This is a genomic window from Nocardioides sp. Soil777 (genome assembly GCF_001428425.1).
Lineage (GTDB): Bacteria > Actinomycetota > Actinomycetes > Propionibacteriales > Nocardioidaceae > Nocardioides > Nocardioides terrigena.
This window is the reverse complement of record NZ_LMSN01000015.1, coordinates 25,555-50,595: the sequence shown is the minus strand read 5'-3', so window position 1 is coordinate 50,595 and position 25,041 is coordinate 25,555. Positions and strand designations below refer to the sequence as shown.

Sequence of the window (25,041 nt, the reverse complement as noted above, 5' to 3'; positions counted from 1 at the left end):
CATCCAACCTTTCTCTTGGTTTCAGACGCCGGCCGGTGTGGCCTGCTTCGGAGTGGTCGGCTCCTCGGACGGAGGAGCCTTGCGTGGGAGCCGGGTGGCGACCCACGACAACAGGGGGGTGGAGATCACCGAGGCGATGAGCAGCAGCCCGATGATGATGTTGGTGACGTTGACGGTCACGCCCTCGAGGCGGAGCGCGCTGGCGATCACGCCGATGAGCACGACGCCGGCGATCACGCCGTGGAGGCGGCCGCGGCCGCCGAAGATCGAGACCCCGCCGAGCAGCACCGCCGCGATCACCTGGAGCTCCATGCCGGTCGCGTTGTCACCGCGGGCGCTGCCGAAGCGGAGGGTGTAGTAGACGCCGGCGAAGGCCGAGACCACGCCCGAGAGCACGAACAGGATCCACTTGGTGCGCGCCACGTTGACGCCGGTGAAGTGGGCGGCCTCGTCGTTGAGCCCGATGTCGTAGACGCCGCGGCCGAAGGTCGAGAAGTGCAGCAGCAGGGAGAACCCGATCGCGAGGACGACGAACGGGACCATCACGACGGGGATGTTGCTGGAGCCGAGCGTGTCGGTCGCCAGGTCGGTCCAGCGCTCGGTGAACTCGGTGACCGCCTTCGTCCCGAGCAGGCCCACCGCGATCCCTCGGAAGAGGGCGAGGGTGCCGATGGTGACGGCCAGTGACGGCAGGCCGACGTAGGCGATCAGGAAGCCGTTGAGCGCTCCGCAGGCCGCGCCGAGGAGCAGCGCCAGCACGGCGGCGACCGGCACGGAGAGGCCGTTGTCGTGGAGCACCCCGAGCATGACGCTGCTCAGGCCCACGATGCTGGCCACCGACAGGTCGATCTCCCCGGTGATGATGATCAGGGTCATCGGCAGGGCGATGAGCAGGATGGGGGCGATGTCCTGCAGCAGGAACTGGACCGTCAGCGGACCGTCGAAGTTGGGCACGTTGGCCAGCGAGTAGAGCACCACCGCGACCGTCAGGACGATCACCGCCATCTCGCGGGTCAGCAGCACCCGCCTCCACAGCGGCTGGGAGAAGTCGGAGTAGGTACGCGGCGACGTCATGTCGTCATCTCCCTTGCTTCGGCGAGCTTGCGCGCCTGGCGGTTGGCCAGGAGACGGTCGAGCACGATGGCGCCGAGGATGAGCACGCCGACCACGGCGCGCTGCCAGAAGTCCTCGATGCCCAGGCTGGGCAGGGCGCGGTTGATGGTGACGAGGAGGAAGGCCCCGATGGCCGCTCCCCACACCGTGCCGCTGCCACCGAAGATGGCCACGCCGCCGACCACCACGGCCGCCACCGCCTGCAGCTCGATGCCCGAGCCCACGCCGGAGCTGACCGTGCCGTACCGCGCGGTGTAGAGGACGCCGACCAGGCCGGCCAGGGCTCCGCTCAGCACGAAGGCGGCGAGCACCCGGCGGCGTACGTCCAGTCCGTAGAGGACGGCCGCGTCGGGGTCCGAGCCGATGGCGTAGAACTCGCGACCGCCGCGTGCTGTGTAGAGGTAGTAGCCGACCGCGGCCAGCACCGCCATGGCGATGATCGTCAGCACCGGGATGGTCAGGATCGCCTTGTTGCCCAGCGCGAGGAAGCCGCTCGGCAGGTCACCGGCGTTGATCCGGTCGCTCCCGGCCCACGAGAGGACGATGCCGCGGTAGATGTAGAGGGTGCCCAGCGTGATCACCAGCGAGGGCACGTTGAAGTAGGCGACCAGCATGCCGTTGACCAGGCCGAGCAGGGCGCCGGCGAGGATGCAGATGGCGAAGACCGCCACGATGGGCAGGCCCGGCTGGTCGATGAAGAGCCGCCCGGTGAGGTAGGCCGTCAGCGCCATCACCGATCCGACCGACAGGTCGACGTTGCGGGTGATCACCACCACCGCCTGACCGACCGCGAGGAGCAGCAGGAGCGACGGGTTGACCCAGAAGTTGCGCCAGCCGTCGGCGCTGAAGAGGAAGCTCTCGTTCTTGAGGGTGGCGACGACCGTGACGGCGACGAGCACCAGGAAGATCGACAGCTCGCGGGACCGCAGGACCGTGGTGGCCATGCGTCGCGCGGGCGACAGGGTGCTCGGCTCGACCAGGAGCACCTCGCTCGTGGAGGCCTCGGTGCCGTCCGGGTGCCTGATCTCGGCGTGGGGTGTCATCCGGCAACCTCCAGCTGGCGGGTGGCCGCGTGCATCACGGCCTCGGGGGTGGCGTCCGCACGCGGCAGGTCGGCGGTGATCCGGCCCTCGCAGACGACCAGGACGCGGTCGGCCATGCCGAGCACCTCGGGCAGCTCGCTGGAGATCATCAGGATCGCCATGCCCTGCCCCGCGAGCTCGGACAGCAGGCGGTGCACCTCGGACTTGGTGCCGACGTCGATGCCGCGCGTGGGCTCGTCGATGATCAGCAGGTCGGGCTCGGTGGCGAGCCACTTGGCGATGACGACCTTCTGCTGGTTGCCGCCGCTCATGGTGCGCGCGCTCATGTCCAGGGCGTTGGTCTTGACCTCGAGCCGGCCGGCCCACGGACCCGCGGCCCGGTTCTCGGCTCCGGTGGTGAGGAGCCCGGCCCGGGCGAGCCCGCCCCGGATCACCGAGGCCACGTTGCGGGCCACGGACGCCTCGGTGACGAGGCCCTGGGCGCGCCGGTCCTCCGGCACGAAGGCCATGCCCGCGTCGATGGCGGCGCGGGGGCTGCGCCGGCGGATATCACGACCGTTGAGCCGGACGCGGCCGGCGTCGTAGCCGTCCACGCCGAAGACGGCGCGGGCGATCTCGCTGCGGCCGGCGCCGACGAGTCCGGCCAGGCCGACGATCTCTCCGCGGCGCACGGTGAACGAGACGTCGTGGAAGACGCCGCGCGACTGGAGCCCCTCGACCTCGAGGACCGGCTCACCGATCTCGGCGGGTGTCTTGGGGAACAGGTCGGCGACCTCGCGGCCCACCATCTCCGCGACGATGGCCGGGGAGGACGTGTCCTCGGTGCGGTGCGTGGCGACGTAGGAGCCGTCGCGCATCACCGTGATCGTGTCGCACAGGTCGAAGACCTCGTCGAAGCGGTGCGAGATGAAGACGAGGGCGCGGCCCTCGTCGCGCAGGCTGCGGGCCACGGCGAAGAGGCGCTCGACCTCGACCCCGCTGAGGGCGGCGGTCGGCTCGTCCATGATCAGGAGGCGCGCGTCGAGGGAGATCGCCTTGGCGATCTCGATGATCTGCTGGTCGGCGATGGAGAGGCCGCGGGCCGGCCGGCGCGGGTCGAGGTCGACGCCCAGCCGGCCGAAGAGGCCCTCCGCCTCGGCGTACATCGCCGGCCGGTCGATGCGTCGGCCGCGGCCGACGATCTGGCGGCCCATGAAGATGTTCTCCATGACCGAGAGGTCGGGGAAGAGCGTCGGCTCCTGGTAGATCACGGCGACGCCCGCGTCCTTGGAGTCGGACGTCGAGCCGAAGTCGACGCTGTCGCCACCGAGCAGGAAGTCACCGCCGTCGCGGCGGTGCACGCCGGCGACGACCTTGACCAGCGTCGACTTGCCGGCGCCGTTCTCCCCCACCAGGGCGTGGATCGAGCCGGCCTCGACGCGCAGGCTGCCGGCGCGCAGGGCGACGACCGGGCCGAACGACTTCGAGACGTCGCGGAGCTCGAGCACGGGGGTGCTGCTGCCGGTCACGGGTCCTCCTCGTCATCGATTGAAAGGTTTCAATCCGATGGCTGAGACGTTAAGTGATGGCAGTCACAGTCGTCAAGGCCCTTCTGGACCATTTCCGGCTAGAGTGCGGCTCACGCGGATGGCGGACTCGCACCCCATCAGCGTTCGATCGTTTCAACTTCTCGGAAGGAGGCGTCGTCGTGCCGCACTCACGCGACGGCTCGGGGCGCAGCGCATCCGTCAAGGACGTGGCGCAGCGCGCCGGGGTCTCCCTGGGCACCGTCTCCAACGTGCTCAACCGACCCGAGCGGGTGAGCGCCGACACCCGCACCCGGGTGGAGAAGGCGATGGCCGACCTCGGCTTCGTGCGCAACGAGTCGGCCCGCCAGCTCCGGGCCGGACGCAGCCGGACCATCGGCTACGTGATGCTCGACGCGACCAACCCGTTCTTCACCGACGTCGCCCAGGGGATGGAGCACGTCGCCGAGGACCGCGACCTCTCGCTCTTCCTCTGCAACAGCGACAACCGCGCCAGCCGCGAGGCCGCGCACCTCGGGCACCTGCAGGAGCAGCGGGTGCAGGGCATCCTGGTCACGCCGGTCGACCCGGACTCCCCCACCCTGGCCGACCTGGCCGGGCGCGGCACCCCCCTGGTGATCGTCGACCGGACCCGTCCCGGGGCTGCCTTCTGCACGGTGTCGGTGGACGACGTGCTCGGCGGGCGGCTCGCGGTCGACCACCTCGTCGACCGGGGGCACCGTCGCATCGCCTTCGTCGGCGGCCCCGACTCGCTCGGCCAGGTGCGCGAGCGCCTCGAGGGCGCCCGCCAGGCGTGGCGCGAGGCCGGGCTGCCCGAGGCCGACCTCGTCGTCGTGCCCACCACCGCGCTCTCGGTCGCCGAGGGTCGCGCCGCCGGCGAGCGGCTCGCCGGGCTCCCGGCCCGGCGTCGCCCCACCGCCGTCTTCTGCGCCAACGACCTGGTCGCCCTCGGGCTGCTCCAGCAGGCCACCTCCGCGGGGGTCCGGGTCCCGGACGACCTGGCGATCGTGGGCTTCGACGACATCGACTTCGCCGCCGCCGCGGCCGTCCCGCTCACCTCGGTGCGCCAGCCACGCGCCGAGCTCGGCAGCACCGCCGCCCGCCTGCTGCTCGCCGAGGCCGACGACCCGGCCCACGTTCACGAGCAGGTCGTCTTCGAGCCCGAGCTGGTCGCCCGGCGCTCGACGCTGGGCTGACCCGCCCGTCGTACGCCGGTCGGCCCTGGTCGGCGGCCAGCCTCCTGTCGCGCCGGCTGCTGGGGAACGCGACGAGCCTACGGTGACGGCCCGGCGCGGACCTGGTTCCCCGGTCAGATGGCTGGGGAAAGGGGATCGGCTCAGCTGATCACGAGAACGCCGATCTGGTTCCCGGGTCCCTCCCCGGGCACACCTCCACCCCACGCGGCGCGCCGGTCACGACCCACCGATCCCTGGGCTGCACGCCCGCCGTACGGCGGTCCACCGCAACAGGACTGCGGCCCGTGCAGTCCACCGGGTGGATCGCACGGGCCGCTGTCGCGGGTGGAGCGTCACCGCAGGTGGCTCAGGCCTCGACAGCCAGCTCGCCGAGCTCGGACCAGCCCGAGCCCTCGATCGTGGTGTTGATGATCTTCGGCGTCGCAGCGAGGTGCGGCGGCAGGTCGTGCTGCGCTGCCTTGAAGTGGTCGGACCCGACGTGGGCGGCGCCCGCCGCGTCGTCGGCGAAGGCCTCCACGAGGACGTACTCACAGCTGTCGTCGAGGCTGCGGGACCACTCGTACCAGAGACAGCCCGGCTCGGCGCGGGTCGCCTCGGTGAAGGCCCGGCTGATCTCTGGCCACTGCTCGGCGGACTCGGGGCGGACCTGGAACTTGGCGGTGATGAAGATCAAGGATCTCTCCGTTCGCTGTGGTGCTGCGGTGATGGGTGGTGGACCGGGGAGACGCTCCTCCCGACGCCGATCGTGGCAGGCCGGGAGACGCGTCTGTCGAGGTGGTCAGGCCGACGACTCCGCCGCGGACGCCCGCGGCCCGTCGACGGCGTGCTGGATCCGCTGGGCAGCGACGTCCGAGAGCCAGCCGAGGCAGGCGCCGACGACCAGCGCGACCAGCGTCCCGGTGAGGTCGAACGACGTCCCGAAGAACACCGCCGTGCCGGCGAAGGCCCCCGGGATGAACGACAGCAGGTCCACCGCCGCCTGCACGCAGAGGATGAAGGCGACCGCGGTGACGGCCAGCGCCACCGCCCCGGTGAAGGTCGCCCGCTCGAGCACCAGGCTGGCGGCGTACCCCCAGAGGGCACCCGCGACGTTGGCGGCGAGCCCGTGCACGAAGCCGCTGCGCCCACCCCCGGCGGCGAAGTAGCAGGCCCAGGCGACGAAGGCCACCCACGTGATCAGGGCGAGCTCGATGCTCACCTGGGTCCAGATGCCGGCCAGCAGGCCGACCGAGATCCCCACTCCGAGGAAGTTCTTCATGGCAGTGCCTTTCAGGGGACGAGGATCGCTCGGCCGCGGACGCGACCGGCATCGAGGTCGGAGATGGCGGACTGGAAGTCGTCGAGGGTGTACTTCACGGTGTGCAGGGTGACGGCACCGCGGGCCGCGAGAGCCATCAGGTCCTGGAGGTCGTTGTAGGAGCCGACCAGGTTGCCGATGATGTTCTTCTCGGCCGAGATCAGGTCGATGGTCGGGACGTCGACGTTCTCGCCGTAGCCCACCACGTGGTAGTCCCCCGCCTGACGCGTCATCGCCAGCCCCTCGGCCGTCGAGCCGCCCTCGCCGACGAAGTCGACGACCACCTCCGCGCCGAACCCGCCGGTGAGGTCGAGCACCTCCTCGACGTGCTTGCCCTCCGCGACGACCCCGTGGTCGGCCCCGATCGACACGGCGAGCTTGACCGCGTCGGCGTTGCGGTCGACCACGATCAGCTCGGCCGGGCTGAGCGCCTTGAGCACCTGGATCCCGATGTGGCCGAGTCCACCGGCGCCGATCACGACGCACCGGTCGCGCGGGGTCAACCGGCGGGCCGCCTTGGCGGCCGCGTGGTAGGCCGTGAGCCCGGCGTCGGCCAAGGCTGCCACGTCCGACGGCTCCAGCGAGTCGTCGATGCGCACGACGCTGCGCGCCGAGGTCCGCAGGTACTCCGCGTAGCCACCGTGGGTGTCGATGCCCGGGAACGCGCTGGTCTCACAGTGCACGTCGTCCCCCGACCGACAGGCGCGGCACAGCCCGCAGGTGATGAGGGGGTGGACGATGACCTTGTCCCCCTCGGCGACGTTGGTCACGGCCGCCCCCACGGCGTGCACCCAGCCGGCGTTCTCGTGGCCGATCGTGTAGGGCAGCGCGACCCCGGACTTCTCGGCCCACTGGCCCTCCAGGATGTGGAGGTCGGTGCGGCAGACGCCGGCACCGCCGATGCGGACGACGACGTCGAACGGCCCGACGGGCTCGGGGACCGGGACCTCGGTCATCTTCAGGTCCTGGTGGTAGCCGACCACCTGGACGGCTCGCATGGTGCTCATGTCAGGGCTCCTTCGTGGGTGCGGGGATCGTGAGTGCGGTGACGGGGACGAACGTCGGGTCGTACGTCGCGTCCGCGGGCTCCGCGCCCTCCGGACGGTGGGCCTGCTCCTGCTCCGCCCCGGCGTAGCGGGTGCGGAGCAGGCCGCGGCAGAAGTGCGCGTTGCCGTCGATCGAGATCCGGGTCGACCGGGCGCGACGCAGGGCCATCGGCACGTCGTCGTACGACGCCCCGGTGTGGTCCACCATGGCGAGCGCGTCGGGCGCGGTCGGCAGGCCGAGCGCCTCCCGGCGCCGCAGCAGGGCCTCGACCTCGCGGCCGGCGCCGAGCTCGCCGAGGGTGACCTCGCCGAGGCCCTCCACGTCGCGGCCCGGCTCGGCCCTCAGCAGCGCGGTCAGGCAGCGCTCCATGGCGGCCGTGTGCGCCTTGCGTCGGAACGTCAGGCGCAGCCCGTCCAGGCTCGACTCCGCCTCGTGCCCGAAGGTACCGACGTAGCCGGCGTCGGCGGCGAGCCCGGCGTTGATGAGGTCGGAGTCGTGGTGGTCGTCGAGCTCGACGAGCACGTCCCCCGTCCACGGCAGCGCTGCCAGCACGTCCTTGGTGTCCGACGCCATGAGGTAGGCGAAGTTGGGCGAGCAGAACGACGTCGGCAGGCGCAGGTGCACCTCGACACCGGTGTCGACCACGACGAGCGAGCGCACGAAGCCGAGGTCGGTGATCGGTTCGTCGAGCTCGGGGTCGAGCACCGCGTGCAGTGCGTCGTACGCCGCCCGCTCGAGCGCCGCGGCCCGCGGCGGGGAGTCGGTGAGGACGCTCATGTCAGGCCCTCACGAGGTGCGGGTCGTCGGCACGGGCTGCCGTGTCGTCGGCGCCGCGCGGGCCGGTGGCCGGCTCGTCGGCGTCGGGCAGGCGCAGCTCGGCGGGCACCTCGATGTCGTACATCTTCGCGGCGTTGAGGCCGAGGACCTTCTTCTTCTGCGCGGTCGTGATCGGGGCGTACTCGGTCAGGTCCTCGGGGATCTGGAAGTCGACGAACGACTCGACGAGCCACTTCGGGGTCCACAGGGCGTAGTCGGAGGAGAACTGGATCCGGTCCTCGCCCACCCAGTAGAGGAGCTCGCCGATGATCTGCGCGAAGTACCGCGGCCGGGTGTGGATGAACGGCATCGCGACCGCCAGTCCCGCGTGCACGTTGGGCTCCTGGGTGGCGATCCAGCAGAAGTCCTCGAGGCGCGGCAGGCCGCAGTGCTCGACGACGAAGTTGAGGTCGGTGAAGTCGGTGGCCACGTGGTCCACGTCGGCGACGTCGAACGCGTCACGGTCCAGGGGCCGGATGGTCGGGCCCTTGTGGACGTGGATGTTGGTGATCCCGAGCTCGCGGCAGAGCTCGAAGTAGCGGTAGGCCCACGGGTCGTCGAGGCGCCACCCGCGGGAGTCGCCGTGCCACTCGGCGGTGTAGAGCTTGACGCCCGTGAGGCCGAAGCGCTCGGCGTCCGCCCGGAGCTGGTCGAGCCCGGCCTCACCGTTGCGGGGGTCCCAGTTGTGGTTGTAGGTGAGCTTGTCGGGGTGCGCGGCCGCCAGCGCGGACGCCTCCTCGGTCTGCCCGAAGCCGTTGACGTAGAACTCGGTCAGGGCCGCCGGCTGGAAGATCGCGTGGTCGACGTACCCGTCCTCGAACAGGTCCTTCATCAACCGCTCGCCGCCCTGGTAGAGGTAGTCCTCGTAGGTCCACGTCTCCGACTCGGGGCTGAGGTTGGCGTGGTAGTCGTAGAAGCAGTCGATGAACTGCTTGCCGTGGACGTTGCGCTGGTTCTCCGGGCGTCCGTCCCACAGGGCGATGTGCGCGTCGACGATGAAGTAGCTCTCGCCGTCCTTGGTGTACATGCAGGTGACCTCCGTCCACCGTGACGGGCGTCACGGGATGTCGGAGAACGTAGGCAACGGGAGCGGTCCGGGAAGCCCCTCGCCTGTCTCAATCTGAGACCGGGAGGTGTCTCAATCTGAGACGCCGACCCGGGTTCATCCGGCGCCCGTGTGTGTAACGTCCGTCACACGAGCGGGCTCGGAGGTGAGGCGTGTCAGACGACGACCTCGAGCGCGCGCGGATCCACGACACCCTGGACCGCATCGTCCCCGGCGCCGGTGCGACGGTCCCCGCGACACGGCTCCCCCAGCGGCTGCGTGCGTCGTGGCAGCGCAGCCAGGAGTACGGCGTGTCGCTTGAGGAGGTCGCCCCGGCCTTCACCGGGACCCTCGACCAGGAGTCGCTGTTCTTCGAGTGCGGCAAGGAGGTGCTGACCGACCTGCACCGCACTCTCACCGCCGAGCCGATCAGCCTGATGCTCACCGACTCCGACGGCCTCGTGCTCAACCGGTTGTGCGGCGACCACAGCCTCATGCGCGCCCTCGACGCCGTGCACCTCGCGCCCGGCTTCGCCTACTCCGAGCGCGAGGCCGGCACCAACGGGCTCGGGCTGGCCCTGGCCGACCGCGTCCCGACCCTGGTGCGCGCCGAGGAGCACTACTCCCTGTCGCTGTGCACCTACACCTGCGCCGCCGTGCCGGTCATCGACCCCGTCACCGGGCGCCTCGAGGGCAGCGTCAACCTCACCACCTGGTCCAGGTCGTCCAGCGGCCTCCTGCTCGCGCTCGCGGAGTCGGCGGCGAGCAACACCGCCGCGCTGATGCTGGCCCGCTCCCAGGGGCGCCGACCCCGTCCGGCCGCCCGCGGCGAGGTGTTCCGTGTCGAGACGTCGCGCCTCGAGCCGGGCTCGGGCAGCCTCCACGACGACCTGTCGAGCGCGTGGACCCAGGCGGTCGACGCCGCGCACGCGGGGCTGGCCGAGGGCCGGGTGGTCGCGGCCGTGGGCGAGCCCGGGTCGGGTCGTACGACGCTGCTCGCCCAGGCGGAGCGCCGCATCCGGCGCCACGAGCGGATCCTCGCCGCGAGCACCCCGGCCCCGCAGGACGTCGAGGCGTGGCTCGCGCTGTGGACCCCGGAGCTCGGCAAGCCGCACACCGCGGTCGTCGTGCGCGACGTCGACGCGATGCCGACCTGGGTGGCCGAGCGGCTGCGGGACCTGGTGGTCCGGGCCCGGGCCGAGCTCCACGCCGCCGCCGACGCGCCGCTGCCCTTCTCGGTGACCGCGGAGCGCTTCGAGGACATCCCGGCACCGCTGGCGACCCTCGTCGAGGTCATCGTCCCGGTCCCGCCGCTGCGGGAGCGCCCGGACGACGTCATGCCCCTGGCCCGGCACGCCGCGCGGCGGGCCCGCGGTCGCGACATCGACCTCACCCCGGCGGCCGAGCACGTGCTGCGCGACCACGCCTGGCCGGGCAACGTGGAGCAGCTCCTGCGGCTCGTGCAGCAGGCCGCCCGGCGGGCCGACGTGATCGACGTACGCCACCTGCCGCCGGAGGTGCTGTCCTCGCCGACGCACCGGCTGACCCGGATCGAGTCCTTCGAGCGGGACGAGATCGTGCGCACGCTCACCGAGCCCGGGACCACCATGAAGGAGGCCGCGGAGCGGCTGGGGATGGGGCGCGCGACGCTCTACCGCAAGCTCGGGCAGTACGGCATCTCGCTGCCGCGCGGCTCGGGGCACTGACCCGGCTCAGCGCAGCACGTCGGCCTCGAGGAGCTCGTCGGCCACCCGGGTCCCGAACACCACGTGGCTCTCCGGGGTCAGGTGCAGGCGGTCGGGGAGGTAGCCCAGGTCGTCCCAGGCCAGCGTCGAGACGTAGACGATGCCCGTCTCGTCGGCGGCCCGGGCCAGCGCGGCGTCCACCTCCCCGGTCGACTCGAGGTCACGCTGCGGCGCCGGGGGCGGACCGATGACCGCCTCGGCGTCCGAGGTCTCGATCACCGCGACCGCGGCGGACTCGATCAACCCCGGGTCCGCGTTGACGTCGTTGAGGCCGCCCTGGATCACCAGCACCTCGTCGTCGCCGCGGGCGAGGCCCTTGGCCCGGGTGCCGAACTCCTCCCCGTCACAGAACGCTGATCCGGTGAAGCCGGAGCCGGCGAAGCCGTCGACCCGCACGGTGACGTCCGCCTCACGGGCGAAGGCGGTGGGCCAGGACTCGGTCTGGTCGCCGAGGCCGAAGCCCTGGGCGTAGGAGTCGCCCATCACCACGACCTTGCGCGGCCCGGTCCCGACCGCCTCGTCGGGCCGGCGCTCGACGCCGGCACGGATGATCTCGCACGCCTCGCCCTGCTGGTGGGCGCGCCAGAGCCACGCACCACCGGCGGCGACCGCCAGGACCACGACGATGACGGGCACCACGCGCTTGACCACCGACCGACCGTACTGACCGACCGCCCCGGGCGCCGAACCCGCTCCCCCGCAGGTAGGGGGAGGCGCTCGACCCCCCGGTGCTGTCATCCTCGCAGGATGGACACGCTGACCTTCGACGAGGTGATGGAGCTCGTCGTGCACGGCTTCGAGATCGGCGGGGTCGCGATCCTCGTCGTGGGCTCCCTGGCCGCCTGCCTGCACGCCGCCTGGTCCTACCGCACGGTGGGCGGGCAGCAGGCCTACGAGTCGGCCCGTCGCAACGTGGGCCGGGCCATCCTGCTGGGCCTGGAGTTCCTGATCATCGCCGACATCGTGCTCACCATCACGGTGGACCCGACGCTGGAGAGCGCGCTCGCGCTGGGGCTGATCGTGCTGGTGCGGACGTTCCTCAGCTTCTCCCTCGAGGTCGAGCTGGAGGGGACGCTGCCCTGGCGCAAGGCCTCGACGCGCGAGGCCAGCACGCCGCCCGGCTGAGGCCGGCGTCCCGGCGTACCCACCTCGGAGACTGACCACGGCCGCCCAGCGGGACTAGTCTCATTGCGTGCAGAGTGCGCGGGGCCGGGGCCAGCGCAGGGACGCGGACGTCCCTGAGTGGGCTCGTGCAGCCCTGATCTCGCTGAGCGAGCTGCCCGGCGTACGTCGTGCGGGCGTCGGTCTCGTGGAGGGCGGCGGCCGTCGCCTGCGCTTCACCGCCAGCGACCGGGGCGACGTCGGCGACGACAGCGCGGCCGTGGAGTGGTGCCACGTCGACGCGTACGACGACGTCCCCCTCACCACCGTGGTCCGCTCCGGGCAGGCGGTGCTGGGCGCCCTCGCGGACCTGGCACCCACGTTCCCCGACTTCGTCGAGCGGCAGCGCGACACGGCGACGGTCTGCGTCGCGGCGGTGCCGATGACCGTGGCGGGCCAGGTCCTCGGCGGCTACGTCCTGATGTACGACCAGGCGCAGGACTTCAGCGTCGGGCAGCGCGAGATGCTGGCCAGGCTGGGCGTCGAGCTGGGGCGGGGACTGCGCCGCGCACAGCGGGGCGACCTGCGTCGTCGCGACCACTGGTCCTCCGAGCCGGCGCCGCCCGGGGCCGACGTCGCGGTCCACGACGTGCCGGGCGACCCGGCGGCCGTCGCCGGGGCCCGACACTTCCTGCGACGCACCTTCAGCGACTGGGGTGTCGACGAGGACACGACCGACGTGGCCACGCTCTGCCTGTCCGAGCTGGTCACCAACGCCGTCGTCCACGCCCACGACGGGTGCGTGGTCCGCATCCTGCGCGAGCCCGGCGTCATCACGACCGCGGTGCGCGACAACGGCGTGCAGTCGGGCTCGGCGGTCAAGGAGCCCGACGACCCGCTGCGCGTCCACGGCCGCGGGCTTCAGCTCGTCGACGCCCTCGCGCCCCGGTGGGGCTCGGAGCTCGACGCGGTCGGCACCACGGTGTGGTTCGTGCTCGAGGCCTAGCGCTCCGTGCCTAGGCGGTCGGTGCCTGGCCGCGCGCGGCCGGTGGCAGGTCGTCGTACGACGCCGCGGGCGCGGCGAGCGGGTCGTCCGGGAGCTCGGCGACCTGCTCGCGGCACCACGGGGAGATGTCCCGGCTGCCGTCGAGCACGCCGGCGCGGAACGCGTCCCACGGCTCCCACCGCGCCTCCTCGACCTCGGCCGGGTCGGGGCGGACCTCGTCGGTGGTGGTGGCCGCGAAGACCGGGCACATCTCGTGCTCGACCATGCCGTCGTCCATCACCGCGCGGTAGCGGAAGCGCGGCATCAGCAGCCGCAGCCCCTCGACGCGCACGCCGAGCTCCTGCCCGACGCGACGTCGTACGGCGTCCTCCAGGTCCTCGCCGGGCGCCGGGTGGCCGCAGCAGCTGTTGGTCCAGATCCCCGGCCAGGTGGGCTTGTGCAGGGCGCGTTGGGTGACCAGGACGGAGCCGGCACCGTCGAAGAGGTAGCAGGAGAACGCGAGGTGCAGGGGCGTGGCCGTGTGGTGCACGCCGCGCTTGTCCGCGGTGCCGATGGCGCGGCCCTCCTCGTCGAGCAGGACCACCGACTCGGCCGGGGACAGGGGGACGGACGTCATGCGGGCACCTCGATCGGTCGGGCGAGCTGGTTGACGGCGGCGGAGAAGAGCCAGGGGGCGCGGGCCGCGGCCGGCACCAGGTGCCGGCGCAGCGGCCGGTGCGCGGTCGCGCGGAGCAGGGCGTGGGTGAGCAGCTCGTGGCGACGGCTGAGCCTCCGGGCCACCGCCTCGAAGCGGGCCGGGTCGTCCGCGACCGCACAGGCCACGGCCGCCCGTGCGTGGGCGAGCCCCAGCGCGATGCCCTCACCGGTGAGGGCGTCGACGTAGCCGCCGGCGTCGCCGACCAGCATCGTCCGGCCGGCCACCCGACGCCGGGACCGCTGCCGCAGCGGACCGGCGCCCATCACCTTGGTGCGCTCCCCGGTGAGCCGCTCGCGGAGGGCAGGGAAACCGAGGAGCACCTCGTCGAAGGGCGCGCCGCTGTCGGTGAGCACGGCGACCCCGACGAGGTCGTCGGCGACGGGTGTCACGTAGGCCTCCGCACCCGGCGACCAGTGCACCTCCACGAAGGGGGTCCACGGCGCCTGCCGGACGTGGCAGCGCAGGCCGAAGCGGCGTGGGCCGCGCGCGGCGACCTCGAGGCCGAGCAGGCGCCGGACGGGCGAGTGCAGGCCGTCGGCGGCGACGAGGTGGCGGGCCGGCTCGTCGTCGACGAGCACGTGGTCGCCGGCGTCGCGGACCGAGCGGACCGGCTCGGGCTCGACCTCGACGCCCGCCCGGTCGAGCGCGTCGCTCAGGGCGGCGTGGAGGGTGGTGCGTCGTACGCCGCGCCCGGGACCGGCCCCGAAGACGGCCTCCGCGGCCGCGCCGGAGCCGTCGACGTAGCGGATGCCGGACAGGGGATGCCCGTCCGGGTGGACCCCGAGGGCCGCGAGGTCCGCCACGGCTCCGGGCATCAGCCCCTCGCCGCACGCCTTGTCGACGGGGCCGGTGCGCGGCTCGCGCACGACGACGTCGAGCCCGGCGCGGGCGGCGTACAACGCGACAGCCAAGCCGACCGGGCCGCCGCCGGCGACGACGAGGTCACGCATCGCTGGCCTCGCGCTCGGGCAGGGTCGCGAGCGCGGCGTCCTCGGCGCGGATCCGCACGGTCAGGAGGGCGGCGTTGAGGACCGTGAAGACCAGCGCGGTGATCCACGCGGCGTGCACCATCGGCAGGGCCACGCCCTCGACCACGACGGCGACGTAGTTGGGGTGCCGGAACAACCGGTAGGGGCCCGAGCGCACCGGGGGCAGGCCGGGGACGATGATCACCCGGGTGTTCCAGCGCCGGCCCAGGGTGGTGATGCACCACCAGCGCAGTGCCTGGGAGGCGACGACCAGCGCCAGCATCGACCAGGCCAGCGCGGAGGGCACGTCGGGTCGGCGCAGCCAGGCCTCGGCGAGCGCGCCGACCAGGAGGCCCGCGTGCAGGACGACCATGAACGGGTAGTGCCCGCGACCCGACTCGACCCCGCCGTGCTCCATGCTCCACGCGGCGTTGCGGGTCGAGACCACGAGCTCGGCGATCCGCTCGAGGCCGACCAGCGCGACGAGGACGGTGAAGGCGAGGAGCGTGGTCATGCGGTGGCTCGCAGCAGGACCAGCTCGGAGCAGAAGCCCGGGCCCATCGCGAGCAGCACCCCGTGGCTGCCGGGCGCGGGCGGTCGCTCGCGGAGGGTGTCCTCGAGGACGTGGAGGACCGACGCGGAGGACAGGTTGCCGACCCGCGCCAGCGAGTCCCACGTGAGCTGGACCGCGTCGCGCGGCACCTCGAGCGCGGCCTGGAGGGCCTCGATCACCTTGGGACCACCCGGGTGGCAGACCCACCACCCGATGTCGGCGCGGGTGAGCCCGTGCTCGGCGAGGAACCCGTCGACGTCGCCGCGCAGGTGGCGTTCGACGATCGCCGGCACCTCGGCGTCGAGGACGATCCGCAGGCCCCCGCCGGTGACGTCGAAGCCCATCGTGCGCTCGCTGTCGGGGTAGAGCCGGCTGCGCGACGCCAGCACCTCGACGGGTCCGTCCGGGCCCTGCGAGCCGACCGCCACGACGGCGGAGGCGCCGTCGCCGAAGAGCCCGCTGGCGACCAGGTTGGGCACCGACACGTCGTCGCGCTGGAGGGTGAGCGAGCACAGCTCGACGGCGACGAGGACCGCGGTGTGGTCCGGGTGGCCGAGGAAGTAGTCGTGCAGGCGGGCGATGCCGGCCGCGCCCGCCACGCAGCCGAGGCCGACGAGGGGCATCCGGCGGACGTCCTCGCGGAGGCCGACCACGGAGGCGATGCGGGCGTCCAGCGACGGGATCGCGAGGCCGGTGACGGTGGCCGAGACGATGAGGTCGACGTCGGAGGGGGTGAGATCGGCGGCCTTGAGGGCGTCGACGAGCGCCTGGGCACCCAGCTCGACTGCGTGCTCGATGAACAGGTCGTTGGCGTGCCCGAAGTCGCGTACCCCGGCGTACTCCTCCAGCGGCAGCACGGTGTACCGCCGCTCGACCCCGGCGTTGCGGTGGAACCGGCGCAGCAGGGCGCGGTCGAGGCTGCGCTGCGAGATGACCTCGCCGAACGCCTCGGTGATCTCCTCCTGCGGGTAGGAGTGCTGCGGCAGCGCACCACGTGCGGACAGGATCCTCATGACAGCCTCCGGAGATCTGGACGGATGGACGAGCGGGTGGACGAACGGGTCATCGGGCGGGTCATCGGGCGACGACCAGGAGCGTGGCGTCGACGAGGGCGATGCCGATCGCGGCGAAGAACGGCAGCCGGCCCCGGCCGCCGACCACCAGGATCGCGAGCCCACCGACGACGACTCCGACAGCCACCGCGAGCGCCACCGGTGGCGACGAGCCGACCACCACCACGGCGGTCGCGGCGACGAGCACGACGGTCGCGACGGGGGCGATCCAGCGCTCCCCGAGCCGGTGCGGGAGGCCGCGGACCCCGGTGCCGGCGTCGTCCTCGAGGTCGGGCAGCACGTTGAGGAGGTGCGCGCCGACCCCGAGCAGCGCGCCGCCGACGGGCCACCACCACGGGGGCGTCGTGGACCCGGCGAGGGCGACGAAGACGGGCAGGCAGCCGAACGCCACGGCGTACGGCACCCACGACCAGGCCGTCGACTTGAGCCCGAGGTTGTAGGCCCAGCCCGCCGCGACACAGACGAGGTGCACTGCCCCGGCGGCGACGCCGCAGGCGAACGACAGCACCAGGCAGGCGGCCAGGGCCAGGAGGCACGCCGCCCGGACCAGCCCCACGGGGACGGCGCCACTGACGAGCGGCTTGTCGGTGCGCCCGCTGCGACGGTCGCGCTGGAGGTCGAGCAGGTCGTTGCTCCAGCCGATCGACAGCTGGCCGGTGAGCACGGCCGCGGCGACGAGGAGCACGCGGCCGGGGCCCAGGTCCGCGGCGACGGCGAGCAGCACGGCGAGGACGGTGACCGCGAGGGTGGGGCCGGCGTGAGCGGCGGCCACCAGTCCGGTCATCCGCGAGGTGGCGGGCGCGCGACCGGGAGAGACGTCAGCGGTCATGGCCTCCCCTGTCCGCCCGGCCCCGGGCCCGTGCCCGGGGTGCTGTCCCCGACGGTACTCACCGGACGCTCATCATCCGCACTCAGCCAGCGAGGGTCACGCCCGACGGCGCCGCTCGTCGACCACCAGGGCGAGCGCGTTGAGCACGCCGTAGCCGGCCGCGACGGCGACGGCCTTCTTGCGCGCGGAGGCCGAGGAGGCGGTCGTCCCGAGCGTGACCGCGTCCGTGACGTCGCCGGCGATGCGCAGGAGGGCCGCGGTGCGGGCGCCCCCGGCCCCGCCGAGCAGCGCCAGGGTCGAGATCGGCACGTCCCGCCCGGCGTAGGTGAAGGCGAGCCGCGACGCGGGCTTGTGCCAGTCCGCCGGGTCGTCGAGCTGGGTCCGCAGGGTGTCGCTGCTGGTGACCACCCAGGCGCTGTAGCCCAGGGTCACGACGGCCAGGGCCTTGGTGAGGGGATACTCCATGCCTCGAACGTAGGTCGTGCCCGGTGACCCGGTCAGACCCGCAGGGGTACGACGCGGGCTAGCGCTCGGCGGCCGTCTGCTGCGAGCGCCGCACCAGGCGTCGGACGACGAACCAGAGCACGGCCACGCCGAGGACCGCGTAGATGACCACCGACGCCTCGCCGACGTACGCCTCGACCCGGTGCCACTGGGCGCCGAGCTCGTAGCCGGCGACGATGAGGGCGCTGTTCCACAGCAGGCTGCCGGCCGTCGTGTAGAGCGCGAACCGGAGCAGCGGCATCCGGTCGATGCCGGCGGGGATGGAGATGAAGCTGCGCACGCCCGGCACCAGGCGGCCCAGGAAGATCGCCGACCGGCCGTTGCGGCCGAACCACGCGATGGCCCGCTCGACGTCGCGGGCGTGGAGGAGCGGGATGCGCTCGGCCATCGCCTCGAGGCGCTCGGCGCCCCAGAGCGCGCCGAGCCAGTAGAGGACCAAGGCTCCCACCAGCGAGCCGACAGTCGCCCAGATGATGGCGGCGACAAGGCCGTAGTGGCCCTGGCTGGCCGTGTAGCCGGCGAGCGGGAGGACGACCTCGCTCGGGACCGGCGGGAAGACCGTCTCCAGCGCGGTGGCGAGGCCGACGCCGGGCGCGCCCAGCGTGCGCATCACCTCGACGACCCAGTCGAGCACGGAACCCATGGAGCACCTCTCGTCGTCGGGTCGGCGCGGCCAGCATGCCGCACGGGTGGGTGCGCCTACCCGGTCGGGTTTGCGCCAACACGCCTGAATTCCCCCCGCAGGCGGCCGCGCTGGCCTAGCATCGCGACGCCCGATGAGGGCCGGGTCCGGCCCGCCACCCCCCCCATGACCAGGCGACGCCGGACCTGCCGCGCCGGCGAACCGTCGACCCCCCGTCGACGTGGCGCCGGCGCGGGTCTTCCGGGCCGATCGCGAGGGTGCAGGCTCGTGCGATTACCCCATCGTGGGACTGTCTGCCGCCCCGAGCGGGCCCTATCGTGTATCAAGACGCGTCTGGCGATGCACCCATCCCCCGGGGTTCCGCCAGACGCGTCGAGGACCACCGGGCCGGCCCGGTGGGTCAGAGGTTGATCGTGATGTCCGCGTCCTTGCGGAGCTGCTCGACGAGCGTCTGGGCAACCGTGCCCACCCGCTGGGACTCGGCCTGCTCCACGAGCTGCGGCTTGACGTCGGCGAACGGCGGGATCTCCTGCTGCTGGCCGCCCTGCTGGGCCATCTGCTCCTGCTGCTGCACGGCCTGGCGGTAGAGAGTGCGCAGCTCCTTGTCGGTGACCTCGGCCGGTCCGGCCTCGTCGTCGACGAGCTGCTCGACCATGACCTGGGTCTCGAGCTGGGCTCGGGCCTGCTCCTCGGTGGTGCCCTGCTGCTCCAGCGCGGCCAGGAGCTCCTCGGCGGAGCCGAGCTGGTTCTGCTCGGCGAGTGCCGTGAGCTCGGCGTCGACGTCCTCGTCAGAGACCTCGAGGCCCCGCGACTCGGCCTCCTGGGCCAGCAGTTCGGTGTCGACGAGGTTGTCGGCCGTCTGCTTCTGGAGGGCGGCCTCGTCGGGCGCCTCGCCGCCCATCTGCTCGGCCTGGGTCGTCGCCTGCTCGAGCTGCGCCTGGTAGATCGGCGCGAACTCGTCCTTCGTCACCTCCTCGCCGTTGACCTCGGCCACGACGTCGGGGATCCCCTCGAGCTCGGGCGCCGAGGCCTCCTGCGAGGTCGACTCGGAGGTGTCTCCCCCGGCTGCGGAGCTGTCGTCGCCACCGCCGCAGGCGGTCAGGGCGATCATGGCGGCGGCCATGGTGAGGCCGAGGACGGTGCGGGTGCGCTTCACGTGAGTCATCCGTCCCGACGGTACGGAACGACCCTGAGTGCCACCTAAATGGCACCCGGAGTGGCCACGTGGCGGCCACACACCGGCGTACGACGTGACCGTCCGGGTGCGCTCAGGAGTCGAAGCCCAGCCCGAGGCGGTCCAGCAGCCGCAGCCACACGTTTCGGCGACCCGTGGCGTCCTCACGGGCCAGCGACCAGCGGGTGGCCTGGATCCCCAGCCAGGCGAACGGCTCGGGCGGGAAGGGCAACGGCCGCCGGCGGACCATCTCCAGGCGGGTGCGCTCGGTCGCCTGCCCGTCGAGCAGGTCGAGCATCACGTCGGCGGCGAAGCGGGAGGCCCCGACGCCGAGGCCGGTGAAACCGGTGGCGTACGCCGTCCGGCCGCGGTGGGCGGTCCCGAAGAGGGCGCAGAAGCGGGTGGAGGTGTCGATGACCCCGGACCAGCGGTGCGTGAAGCGGACCCCCCGCAGCTGGGGGAAGGTCTGCGCAAAGTTGCGGGCGAGGACCTCGAAGGTCTCCCGCCGGTCCGCGTGCTCGTCGGAGATCGAGCGCCCGTAGTGGTAGATCGCGTCGTACCCGCCCCACAGGATCCGCCGGTCCGGCGTCACGCGGTAGTAGTGGAACTGGTTGCCGGAGTCGGAGATGCCGATGCTGGGGTCCCACCGCAGCGCGGCGAGCTGCTCCTCGGTCAGCGGCTCGGTCGCCAGCACGTAGTCGTAGACCGGGACCACCGACCAGCGCGGGCGGCGGAGCAGGTTGCGGAAGACGTTGGTGGCCAGGACGACGCGGGTGGCCCGGATGACCGCCCGGTCCGTCCGCACCTCGACCCCGGCGCCGCGGCGCCGGGCCGAGACCACGCGGCTGTGCTCGTGCAGCCGGACGCCGAGCTCCTCCGCGGCGTCCGCCAGTCCCCACGCCAGGCGCGCGGGGTCGACGACGGCCGTGCCGTCCGGCTCGAGGCGTCCGGCGAGGTACGTCGGGGAGTCGACGAGGGCGCGCACGGCCGCGGCGTCGAGGAAGCCGGGCTCCTCCGGGTCGAGGTGTCCCACCTCGTGGGCCCGGGTGGCCACCGCGAGGGTGCCGCCGCGGGCGAAGCCGCAGTCGATCTCGTAGCGCTCGACCGTCTCCTCGATGGCGTCGAGGTTGCGCAGGCCGAGCTCGTGCAGCCGGTCGTACTCGTCGGGCCAGCGGGTGCGCCCGTTGGACTCGCCGTGGGTCAGGCTGGCCTCGCAGAAGCCGCCGTTGCGACCGGTCGCGTGCTCGGCGATCCGGTCGCCCTCGACCAGCACCACCGACATTCCCGGGTCCCGCTCGACCGCGCGCAGCGCCGTCCACAGCCCGGTGAAGCCGCCGCCCACGACGAGCAGGTCGGCGTGCACCACCCCCGAGGCGGCGGGCCGCGGGGCGGGACGGTCGGGGGTGTCCAGCCACAGCGGCGCCAGCACGGAGTCGTCGAACGAGCCGGCGGGCCACTCGTCGTGCCGCTCGTGGGACCTGGACCGTCGGGAGGTGCGGATCACGAGGCAGCTGCTGCCTCGGCGAGGGCCTCGCCGAGGACGGCGATGGCCTCGCGCACCTCGTCGGCCGAGGTGGTCAGCGGCGGCACCAGGTGGATGCGGTTGAAGTTGGCGAAGGGCAGCATCCCGCGGCGTTTGCACCCGGCGATGATCGCGGCCATCTGCGGGCTGCTGCCGCCGTACGGCGCGAGCGGCTCGCGGGTCTCGCGGTCGCTGACCAGCTCGATCGCCCAGAAGGCCCCGGTGCCGCGGACCTCGCCGATCCAGGCGTGGTCCTCGAGCAGTGCCTCGAGCCCGGGACGGAACACCTCATCGCCCAGGGCCGCCGCGTGCTCGACGACCCGGTCGTCCTCCATGGTGCGGATCGTGGCGACGGCTGCGGCGCAGGCCAGCGGGTGGCCCGAGTAGGTGAGCCCGCCGGGGTAGGCACGGTCGGCGAAGGTCGCGGCCACGGCCTCGCTCATCGCGACGCCCCCGAGCGGGACGTAGCCGGAGTTGACCCCCTTGGCGAAGGTCAGCAGGTCGGGCACGACCCCGTCGAGCTCGCAGGCGAACCACCGGCCCGCGCGACCGAAGCCGGACATCACCTCGTCGGCGACCAGCATGATGCCGTGCCGGTCGCACAGCTCGCGCACCCCGGAGAGGTAGCCGGCGGGCGGGACCATGATCCCGGCGGTGCCGGGGATGGACTCGAGCACGACCGCCGCGATCGTCGAGGGACCCTCGAGGGCGATGACCTGGGCGAGGTGCTCCAGCGCCCGCTCGCACTCCTCCTCGCTCGTGGTGGCGTGGAAGGGGCTGCGGTAGAGGAACGGCCCGAAGAAGTGGACCGTGCCGGTCGACCCCTGGTCGTTGGCCCACCGCCGCGGGTCGCCGGTCATGTTGATCGCGAGCTGGGTGCCCCCGTGGTACGACCGGTACGTCGACAGCACCTTGGGTCGGCCGGTGTGCAGCCTGGCCATCCGGACGGCGTGCTCGTTGGCGTCGGCGCCGCCGTTGGTGAAGAACACCCGGTCGAGGTCGCCCGGCGTGTGGGTGGAGATCAGGCGCGCGGCCTCGGACCGGGCGGCGTTGGCGTGCTGGGGAGCCACCGTGCACAGGTGCGCGGCCTGCTCCTGGATCGCTGCCACGATCCGCGGGTGCTGGTGGCCCAGGTTGGTGAAGACGAGCTGCGAGGTGAAGTCGAGCAGCCGGTTGCCAGCGCCGTCCCAGATGTGCGACCCCTCGGCCCGGGTGATGACCATCGGGTCGAGGGACGCCTGGGCCGACCAGGAGTGGAAGACGTGGCGTCGGTCCAGCTCGTGGGTGCGCTCGGCGCCGATGTCGACGAAGTCCGGCGAGGTGGTGAGCAGCTCGGACATGGCGGTGTCAGTGGTCGCGGTGTCAGACATTGCGCGGGAACCCCAGCTCCAGGCCGCCCTGCGGCCGGTTGGCCGGGTCGACCCACCGGGTGGTGACCACCTTGCCGCGGGTGAAGAAGTGCACGCCCTCGGCACCGTGGGCGTGGGTGTCGCCGAAGAGCGAGCGCTTCCACCCGCCGAAGGAGTAGTAGGCGACCGGCACCGGGACCGGCACGTTGACGCCGATCATCCCGACGTGGACGTCGGCCTCGAAGCGGCGGGCCGCTCCCCCGTCGTTGGTGAAGACGGCCGTGCCGTTGCCGTACTGGTTGGCGTTGACGAGCGCCACCGCCTCCTCGTAGGTCTCCACGCGGACGACGGACAGCACCGGCCCGAAGATCTCCTCGGTGTAGACGTCCATGTCGGGGGTGACGTGGTCGAAGAGCGTCGGGCCGAGCCAGAAGCCGTCGGCGGCACCGCGTGCCTGCACGTCGCGGCCGTCGACGACGACCTTGGCGCCCTGGTGCTCGCCGGAGTCGATGAACGACGCGACCTTGTCGCGGTGGGCCTTCGTGACGAGCGGACCCATGTCCACCTCGCCACCGTCCTCGTCGCGCGCACCGCCGTCGCCGATGACCAGCGTGCGGGTGCGGTCCGCGATCCGGGCGACGAGCTCGTCGGCGACCGAGCCGACCGCGACGAGCACGCTGATGGCCATGCAGCGCTCGCCGGCGCTGCCGTAGCCGGCGTTGACGGCCGAGTCGGCGGCAAGGTCGAGGTCGGCGTCGGGCAGCACGACCATGTGGTTCTTGGCCCCGCCCAGGGCCTGCACGCGCTTGCCGTGCCGCGACGCGGTCTCGTAGACGTACTCAGCGATCGGGGTCGAGCCGACGAAGCTGATCGACTGGACCTGCGGGCTCTCCAGCAGGGCGTCGACGGCCTCCTTGTCGCCCTGGAGGACGTTGAAGACACCGTCGGGGAGACCGGCCTCCTTCCACAGCTCGGCGAGCCAGACCGCGGCCGAGGGGTCCTTCTCGCTGGGCTTGAGCACGACGGTGTTGCCCGCCGCGATGGCGACCGGGAAGAACCACATCGGCACCATGGCCGGGAAGTTGAAGGGCGAGATGATCCCGACGACGCCCAGCGGGTCGCGCTTGGAGTGCACGTCCACGCCCGTCGAGACGCCCTCGGAGTGGCCGCCCTTCAGCAGGTGGGAGATCCCGCACGCGAACTCGACGACCTCCTGGCCGCGGGCGATCTCGCCCATCGCGTCGGACAGCACCTTGCCGTGCTCGGCGGTGATGAGCGCGGCGAGCTCGCCCTTGCGGGAGTTGAGCAGCTCGCGGAACGCGAACATCACCTGCGTGCGCGCCGCGAGCGACGTACGCCCCCAGGCCGGTGCGGCCGCGGCGGCGGCCGCGATGACGGCGTCCGCGTCGGCGCGGGACGCCAGCGCGAGCCGGCCGGTCACCTCGCCGGTCGCGGGGTTGGTGACGTCGGCGGTCCGCTCGCTCGTGCCGGCGAAGGCCTCGCCGCCGGCCCAGTGGCCGATGTGCTTCGTGGTCATGTCGTCCTTCTCTCTCGTCAGCTCGTCCGGAGGGCCTGCTCGGGGAGCGCCTGCTCCCGCATGCCCCAGGGACTGCCGTAGTCCTCCAGCAGCTGCAGGAACGGCGCGGCGTCGAAGGCCTCCGGGCCCAGCACCCCGACCCCGGACCACCGGCCGTGGGCCAGCAGCTCGAGTGCGATCACCGGGTTGATCGCGGTCTGCCAGACCACGCACTGGTGGCCGTACTCGCGCATCGTCCACTCGTTGTCGACCACGTGGTAGAGGTACGTCGAGCGCGGCTCGCCGTCCTTGCCCTTCCCGGTCACCCACAGTCCGGCACACGTCTTGCCCGACATCCGCGGACCGACGGTCGCGGGGTCGGGCAGCACGGCCGCGACCACGTCGCGCGGGCTGACCTCGACGCCCTTGACCGTGATCTTGTCGGTGCGGTCGAGGCCCAGCGTGTGCAGCACCTTGAGGATGGTGATGAACTCGTCGCCGAGGCCGTACTTGAAGGTCGCCCGCTTGCAGTCGATCCAGCGCGGCATGAGGAGGACCTCCTCGTGCTCGACGTTGACGCACTCCACCGGACCGATGCCCTCCGGGAAGTCGAAGACCTCCGGCTCGGAGAAGGGCGCGGTCGTGTGCCAGGCGCCGTCCTCCCAGATCACCGGCGGGTTGAGGCACTCCTCGATCGTCGTCCACATGGAGAACGACGGCGCGAAGACCTCGTTGCCGTCGTCGTCGGTGACGACCAGGTTGGCGCCGTCGCGGGTGCCGAGCTCGTCGATCTCGCTGAAGAGGTGGTCGGCGGCGTACCGCGCGAAGACGTCGGACAGGCCGGGCTCGACGCCCATCCCGACCACCGCCAGCCGGCCGGCGCCCTCCCACTCGTGGGCCACGGCGAACTGCTCGTCGCCGAGCTTGACGCCGGTCTTCTCGTACGGCGCCTCGGGGTGCGGCTGCGACAGCGACATCGCCATGTCGACGTAGTCGGCGCCGGCCGCGAAGGCCCCGTTGAACAGCGGCATGTTGAAGACCGGGTCGACCGCGTTCATCACGTGGGTGATGCCGTGCTCGCGGCACAGCCGCTCGACCGCCGCCGCGTCGGACGCGTCGATCCGAGCCCCGACGAACCGGTCGTCGGCCTCGGCCGCACGCTCCGCCTTCGCCTGGTCGTAGTCGGCGATCACGATCTGCTCGTAGAAGTCGCGTCGGGCCGCGATGGCCGCGAACGCGCCGCCGACGCCACCGGCGCCGGCAAGGAGGATCCGCATG

General features: G+C 72.7%; 25 protein-coding genes. 4 read left to right on the top strand and 21 right to left on the bottom strand.

Going from position 1 to position 25,041, the window contains the following annotated elements:
• Nucleotides 1–21: 21 nt before the first annotated feature.
• From ASG88_RS10940 to ASG88_RS10930, 3 genes are read right to left on the bottom strand one after another with little or no spacing between them, the layout of a single operon-like run.
• On the bottom strand, nucleotides 22–1,074 hold the full coding sequence (locus ASG88_RS10940) for an ABC transporter permease (RefSeq protein WP_056887477.1): 1,053 nt from the start codon (nucleotides 1,072–1,074) through the stop codon (nucleotides 22–24).
• Nucleotides 1,071–2,156: an ABC transporter permease gene (locus ASG88_RS10935; RefSeq protein ID WP_235534808.1), complete on the bottom strand. Its 1,086-nt coding sequence runs from the start codon at nucleotides 2,154–2,156 to the stop codon at nucleotides 1,071–1,073. The genes ASG88_RS10940 and ASG88_RS10935 overlap by 4 nt, the downstream gene beginning before the upstream one ends.
• Nucleotides 2,153–3,664 (bottom strand): sugar ABC transporter ATP-binding protein, encoded by a 1,512-nt coding sequence (locus ASG88_RS10930; RefSeq protein ID WP_056887476.1) that lies wholly within the window; start codon nucleotides 3,662–3,664, stop codon nucleotides 2,153–2,155. The genes ASG88_RS10935 and ASG88_RS10930 overlap by 4 nt, the downstream gene beginning before the upstream one ends.
• Before the next feature lie 179 nt (nucleotides 3,665–3,843).
• On the opposite strand from ASG88_RS10930, the gene ASG88_RS10925 reads away from it, so the two are divergent.
• A complete protein-coding gene (locus ASG88_RS10925) occupies nucleotides 3,844–4,878 on the top strand; it encodes a LacI family DNA-binding transcriptional regulator (protein WP_056887475.1) in 1,035 nt (344 codons plus the stop codon).
• Between the two features lie 346 nt (nucleotides 4,879–5,224).
• On the opposite strand, the gene ASG88_RS10920 is transcribed toward ASG88_RS10925, so the two are convergent.
• From ASG88_RS10920 to ASG88_RS10900, 5 genes are all read right to left on the bottom strand, one after another.
• Complete coding sequence (locus ASG88_RS10920; protein WP_056887474.1) at nucleotides 5,225–5,551, bottom strand: putative quinol monooxygenase; 327 nt, start codon at nucleotides 5,549–5,551, stop codon at nucleotides 5,225–5,227.
• Between the two features lie 105 nt (nucleotides 5,552–5,656).
• Nucleotides 5,657–6,136 (bottom strand): DUF1097 domain-containing protein, encoded by a 480-nt coding sequence (locus ASG88_RS10915; RefSeq protein WP_056887473.1) that lies wholly within the window; start codon nucleotides 6,134–6,136, stop codon nucleotides 5,657–5,659.
• A gap of 11 nt (nucleotides 6,137–6,147) precedes the next feature.
• Entirely contained in the window at nucleotides 6,148–7,182 is a 1,035-nt protein-coding gene (locus ASG88_RS10910; protein WP_235534807.1) for an NAD(P)-dependent alcohol dehydrogenase, read from the bottom strand.
• Nucleotide 7,183: 1 nt separating this feature from the next.
• Nucleotides 7,184–7,999, bottom strand: a complete 816-nt coding sequence (locus tag ASG88_RS10905) for an iron-sulfur cluster assembly protein (protein ID WP_082600286.1) — start codon at nucleotides 7,997–7,999, stop codon at nucleotides 7,184–7,186.
• A gap of 1 nt (nucleotide 8,000) precedes the next feature.
• Nucleotides 8,001–9,065 (bottom strand): amidohydrolase family protein, encoded by a 1,065-nt coding sequence (locus ASG88_RS10900; protein ID WP_056887472.1) that lies wholly within the window; start codon nucleotides 9,063–9,065, stop codon nucleotides 8,001–8,003.
• 191 nt (nucleotides 9,066–9,256) lie between these two features.
• Here ASG88_RS10900 and ASG88_RS10895 point away from each other — a divergent pair, with 191 nt between their 5' ends.
• Complete coding sequence (locus ASG88_RS10895; protein ID WP_082600285.1) at nucleotides 9,257–10,789, top strand: helix-turn-helix domain-containing protein; 1,533 nt, start codon at nucleotides 9,257–9,259, stop codon at nucleotides 10,787–10,789.
• Nucleotides 10,790–10,795: 6 nt separating this feature from the next.
• Here ASG88_RS10895 and ASG88_RS10890 read toward each other — a convergent pair whose 3' ends face one another.
• The gene (locus ASG88_RS10890; protein ID WP_056887471.1) at nucleotides 10,796–11,479 is read right to left on the bottom strand and encodes an SGNH/GDSL hydrolase family protein; all 684 of its coding nucleotides are present in this window, start codon (nucleotides 11,477–11,479) and stop codon (nucleotides 10,796–10,798) included.
• A 96-nt stretch (nucleotides 11,480–11,575) separates the two neighbouring features.
• On the opposite strand from ASG88_RS10890, the gene ASG88_RS10885 reads away from it, so the two are divergent.
• Both ASG88_RS10885 and ASG88_RS22630 read left to right on the top strand, forming a co-directional pair.
• The gene (locus ASG88_RS10885; protein WP_056887470.1) at nucleotides 11,576–11,953 is read left to right on the top strand and encodes a DUF1622 domain-containing protein; all 378 of its coding nucleotides are present in this window, start codon (nucleotides 11,576–11,578) and stop codon (nucleotides 11,951–11,953) included.
• 67 nt (nucleotides 11,954–12,020) lie between these two features.
• Nucleotides 12,021–12,935: an ATP-binding protein gene (locus tag ASG88_RS22630; protein ID WP_157559686.1), complete on the top strand. Its 915-nt coding sequence runs from the start codon at nucleotides 12,021–12,023 to the stop codon at nucleotides 12,933–12,935.
• A gap of 10 nt (nucleotides 12,936–12,945) precedes the next feature.
• On the opposite strand, the gene idi is transcribed toward ASG88_RS22630, so the two are convergent.
• From idi to ASG88_RS10820, 12 genes are all read right to left on the bottom strand, one after another.
• Nucleotides 12,946–13,551, bottom strand: coding sequence for an isopentenyl-diphosphate Delta-isomerase (gene idi, locus ASG88_RS10875; protein ID WP_056887469.1), 606 nt, complete (start codon nucleotides 13,549–13,551; stop codon nucleotides 12,946–12,948).
• Nucleotides 13,548–14,582, bottom strand: coding sequence for an NAD(P)/FAD-dependent oxidoreductase (locus tag ASG88_RS10870; protein ID WP_056887468.1), 1,035 nt, complete (start codon nucleotides 14,580–14,582; stop codon nucleotides 13,548–13,550). Before ASG88_RS10870 ends, idi begins: the two co-directional genes overlap by 4 nt.
• The gene (locus ASG88_RS10865) at nucleotides 14,575–15,114 is read right to left on the bottom strand and encodes an isoprenylcysteine carboxyl methyltransferase family protein (protein WP_056887467.1); all 540 of its coding nucleotides are present in this window, start codon (nucleotides 15,112–15,114) and stop codon (nucleotides 14,575–14,577) included. Before ASG88_RS10865 ends, ASG88_RS10870 begins: the two co-directional genes overlap by 8 nt.
• Nucleotides 15,111–16,166 (bottom strand): type III polyketide synthase, encoded by a 1,056-nt coding sequence (locus ASG88_RS10860; RefSeq protein ID WP_056887466.1) that lies wholly within the window; start codon nucleotides 16,164–16,166, stop codon nucleotides 15,111–15,113. Before ASG88_RS10860 ends, ASG88_RS10865 begins: the two co-directional genes overlap by 4 nt.
• A gap of 61 nt (nucleotides 16,167–16,227) precedes the next feature.
• Nucleotides 16,228–17,055: a UbiA family prenyltransferase gene (locus tag ASG88_RS10855; RefSeq protein WP_056887465.1), complete on the bottom strand. Its 828-nt coding sequence runs from the start codon at nucleotides 17,053–17,055 to the stop codon at nucleotides 16,228–16,230.
• Nucleotides 17,056–17,151: 96 nt separating this feature from the next.
• The gene (locus ASG88_RS10850; protein WP_056887464.1) at nucleotides 17,152–17,520 is read right to left on the bottom strand and encodes a hypothetical protein; all 369 of its coding nucleotides are present in this window, start codon (nucleotides 17,518–17,520) and stop codon (nucleotides 17,152–17,154) included.
• Between the two features lie 58 nt (nucleotides 17,521–17,578).
• Complete coding sequence (locus ASG88_RS10845) at nucleotides 17,579–18,202, bottom strand: DedA family protein (RefSeq protein WP_056887463.1); 624 nt, start codon at nucleotides 18,200–18,202, stop codon at nucleotides 17,579–17,581.
• Nucleotides 18,203–18,602: 400 nt separating this feature from the next.
• On the bottom strand, nucleotides 18,603–19,367 hold the full coding sequence (locus tag ASG88_RS10840; RefSeq protein ID WP_082600278.1) for a SurA N-terminal domain-containing protein: 765 nt from the start codon (nucleotides 19,365–19,367) through the stop codon (nucleotides 18,603–18,605).
• A gap of 103 nt (nucleotides 19,368–19,470) precedes the next feature.
• On the bottom strand, nucleotides 19,471–20,880 hold the full coding sequence (locus ASG88_RS10835; protein WP_235534806.1) for an NAD(P)/FAD-dependent oxidoreductase: 1,410 nt from the start codon (nucleotides 20,878–20,880) through the stop codon (nucleotides 19,471–19,473).
• Complete coding sequence (locus ASG88_RS10830) at nucleotides 20,877–22,268, bottom strand: aspartate aminotransferase family protein (RefSeq protein ID WP_082600276.1); 1,392 nt, start codon at nucleotides 22,266–22,268, stop codon at nucleotides 20,877–20,879. The genes ASG88_RS10835 and ASG88_RS10830 overlap by 4 nt, the downstream gene beginning before the upstream one ends.
• Nucleotides 22,261–23,784, bottom strand: a complete 1,524-nt coding sequence (locus ASG88_RS10825) for a CoA-acylating methylmalonate-semialdehyde dehydrogenase (RefSeq protein WP_056887460.1) — start codon at nucleotides 23,782–23,784, stop codon at nucleotides 22,261–22,263. The genes ASG88_RS10830 and ASG88_RS10825 overlap by 8 nt, the downstream gene beginning before the upstream one ends.
• A 17-nt stretch (nucleotides 23,785–23,801) precedes the next feature.
• Complete coding sequence (locus tag ASG88_RS10820) at nucleotides 23,802–25,040, bottom strand: saccharopine dehydrogenase family protein (protein WP_056887459.1); 1,239 nt, start codon at nucleotides 25,038–25,040, stop codon at nucleotides 23,802–23,804.
• Between the last annotated feature and the right edge of the window lies 1 nt (nucleotide 25,041).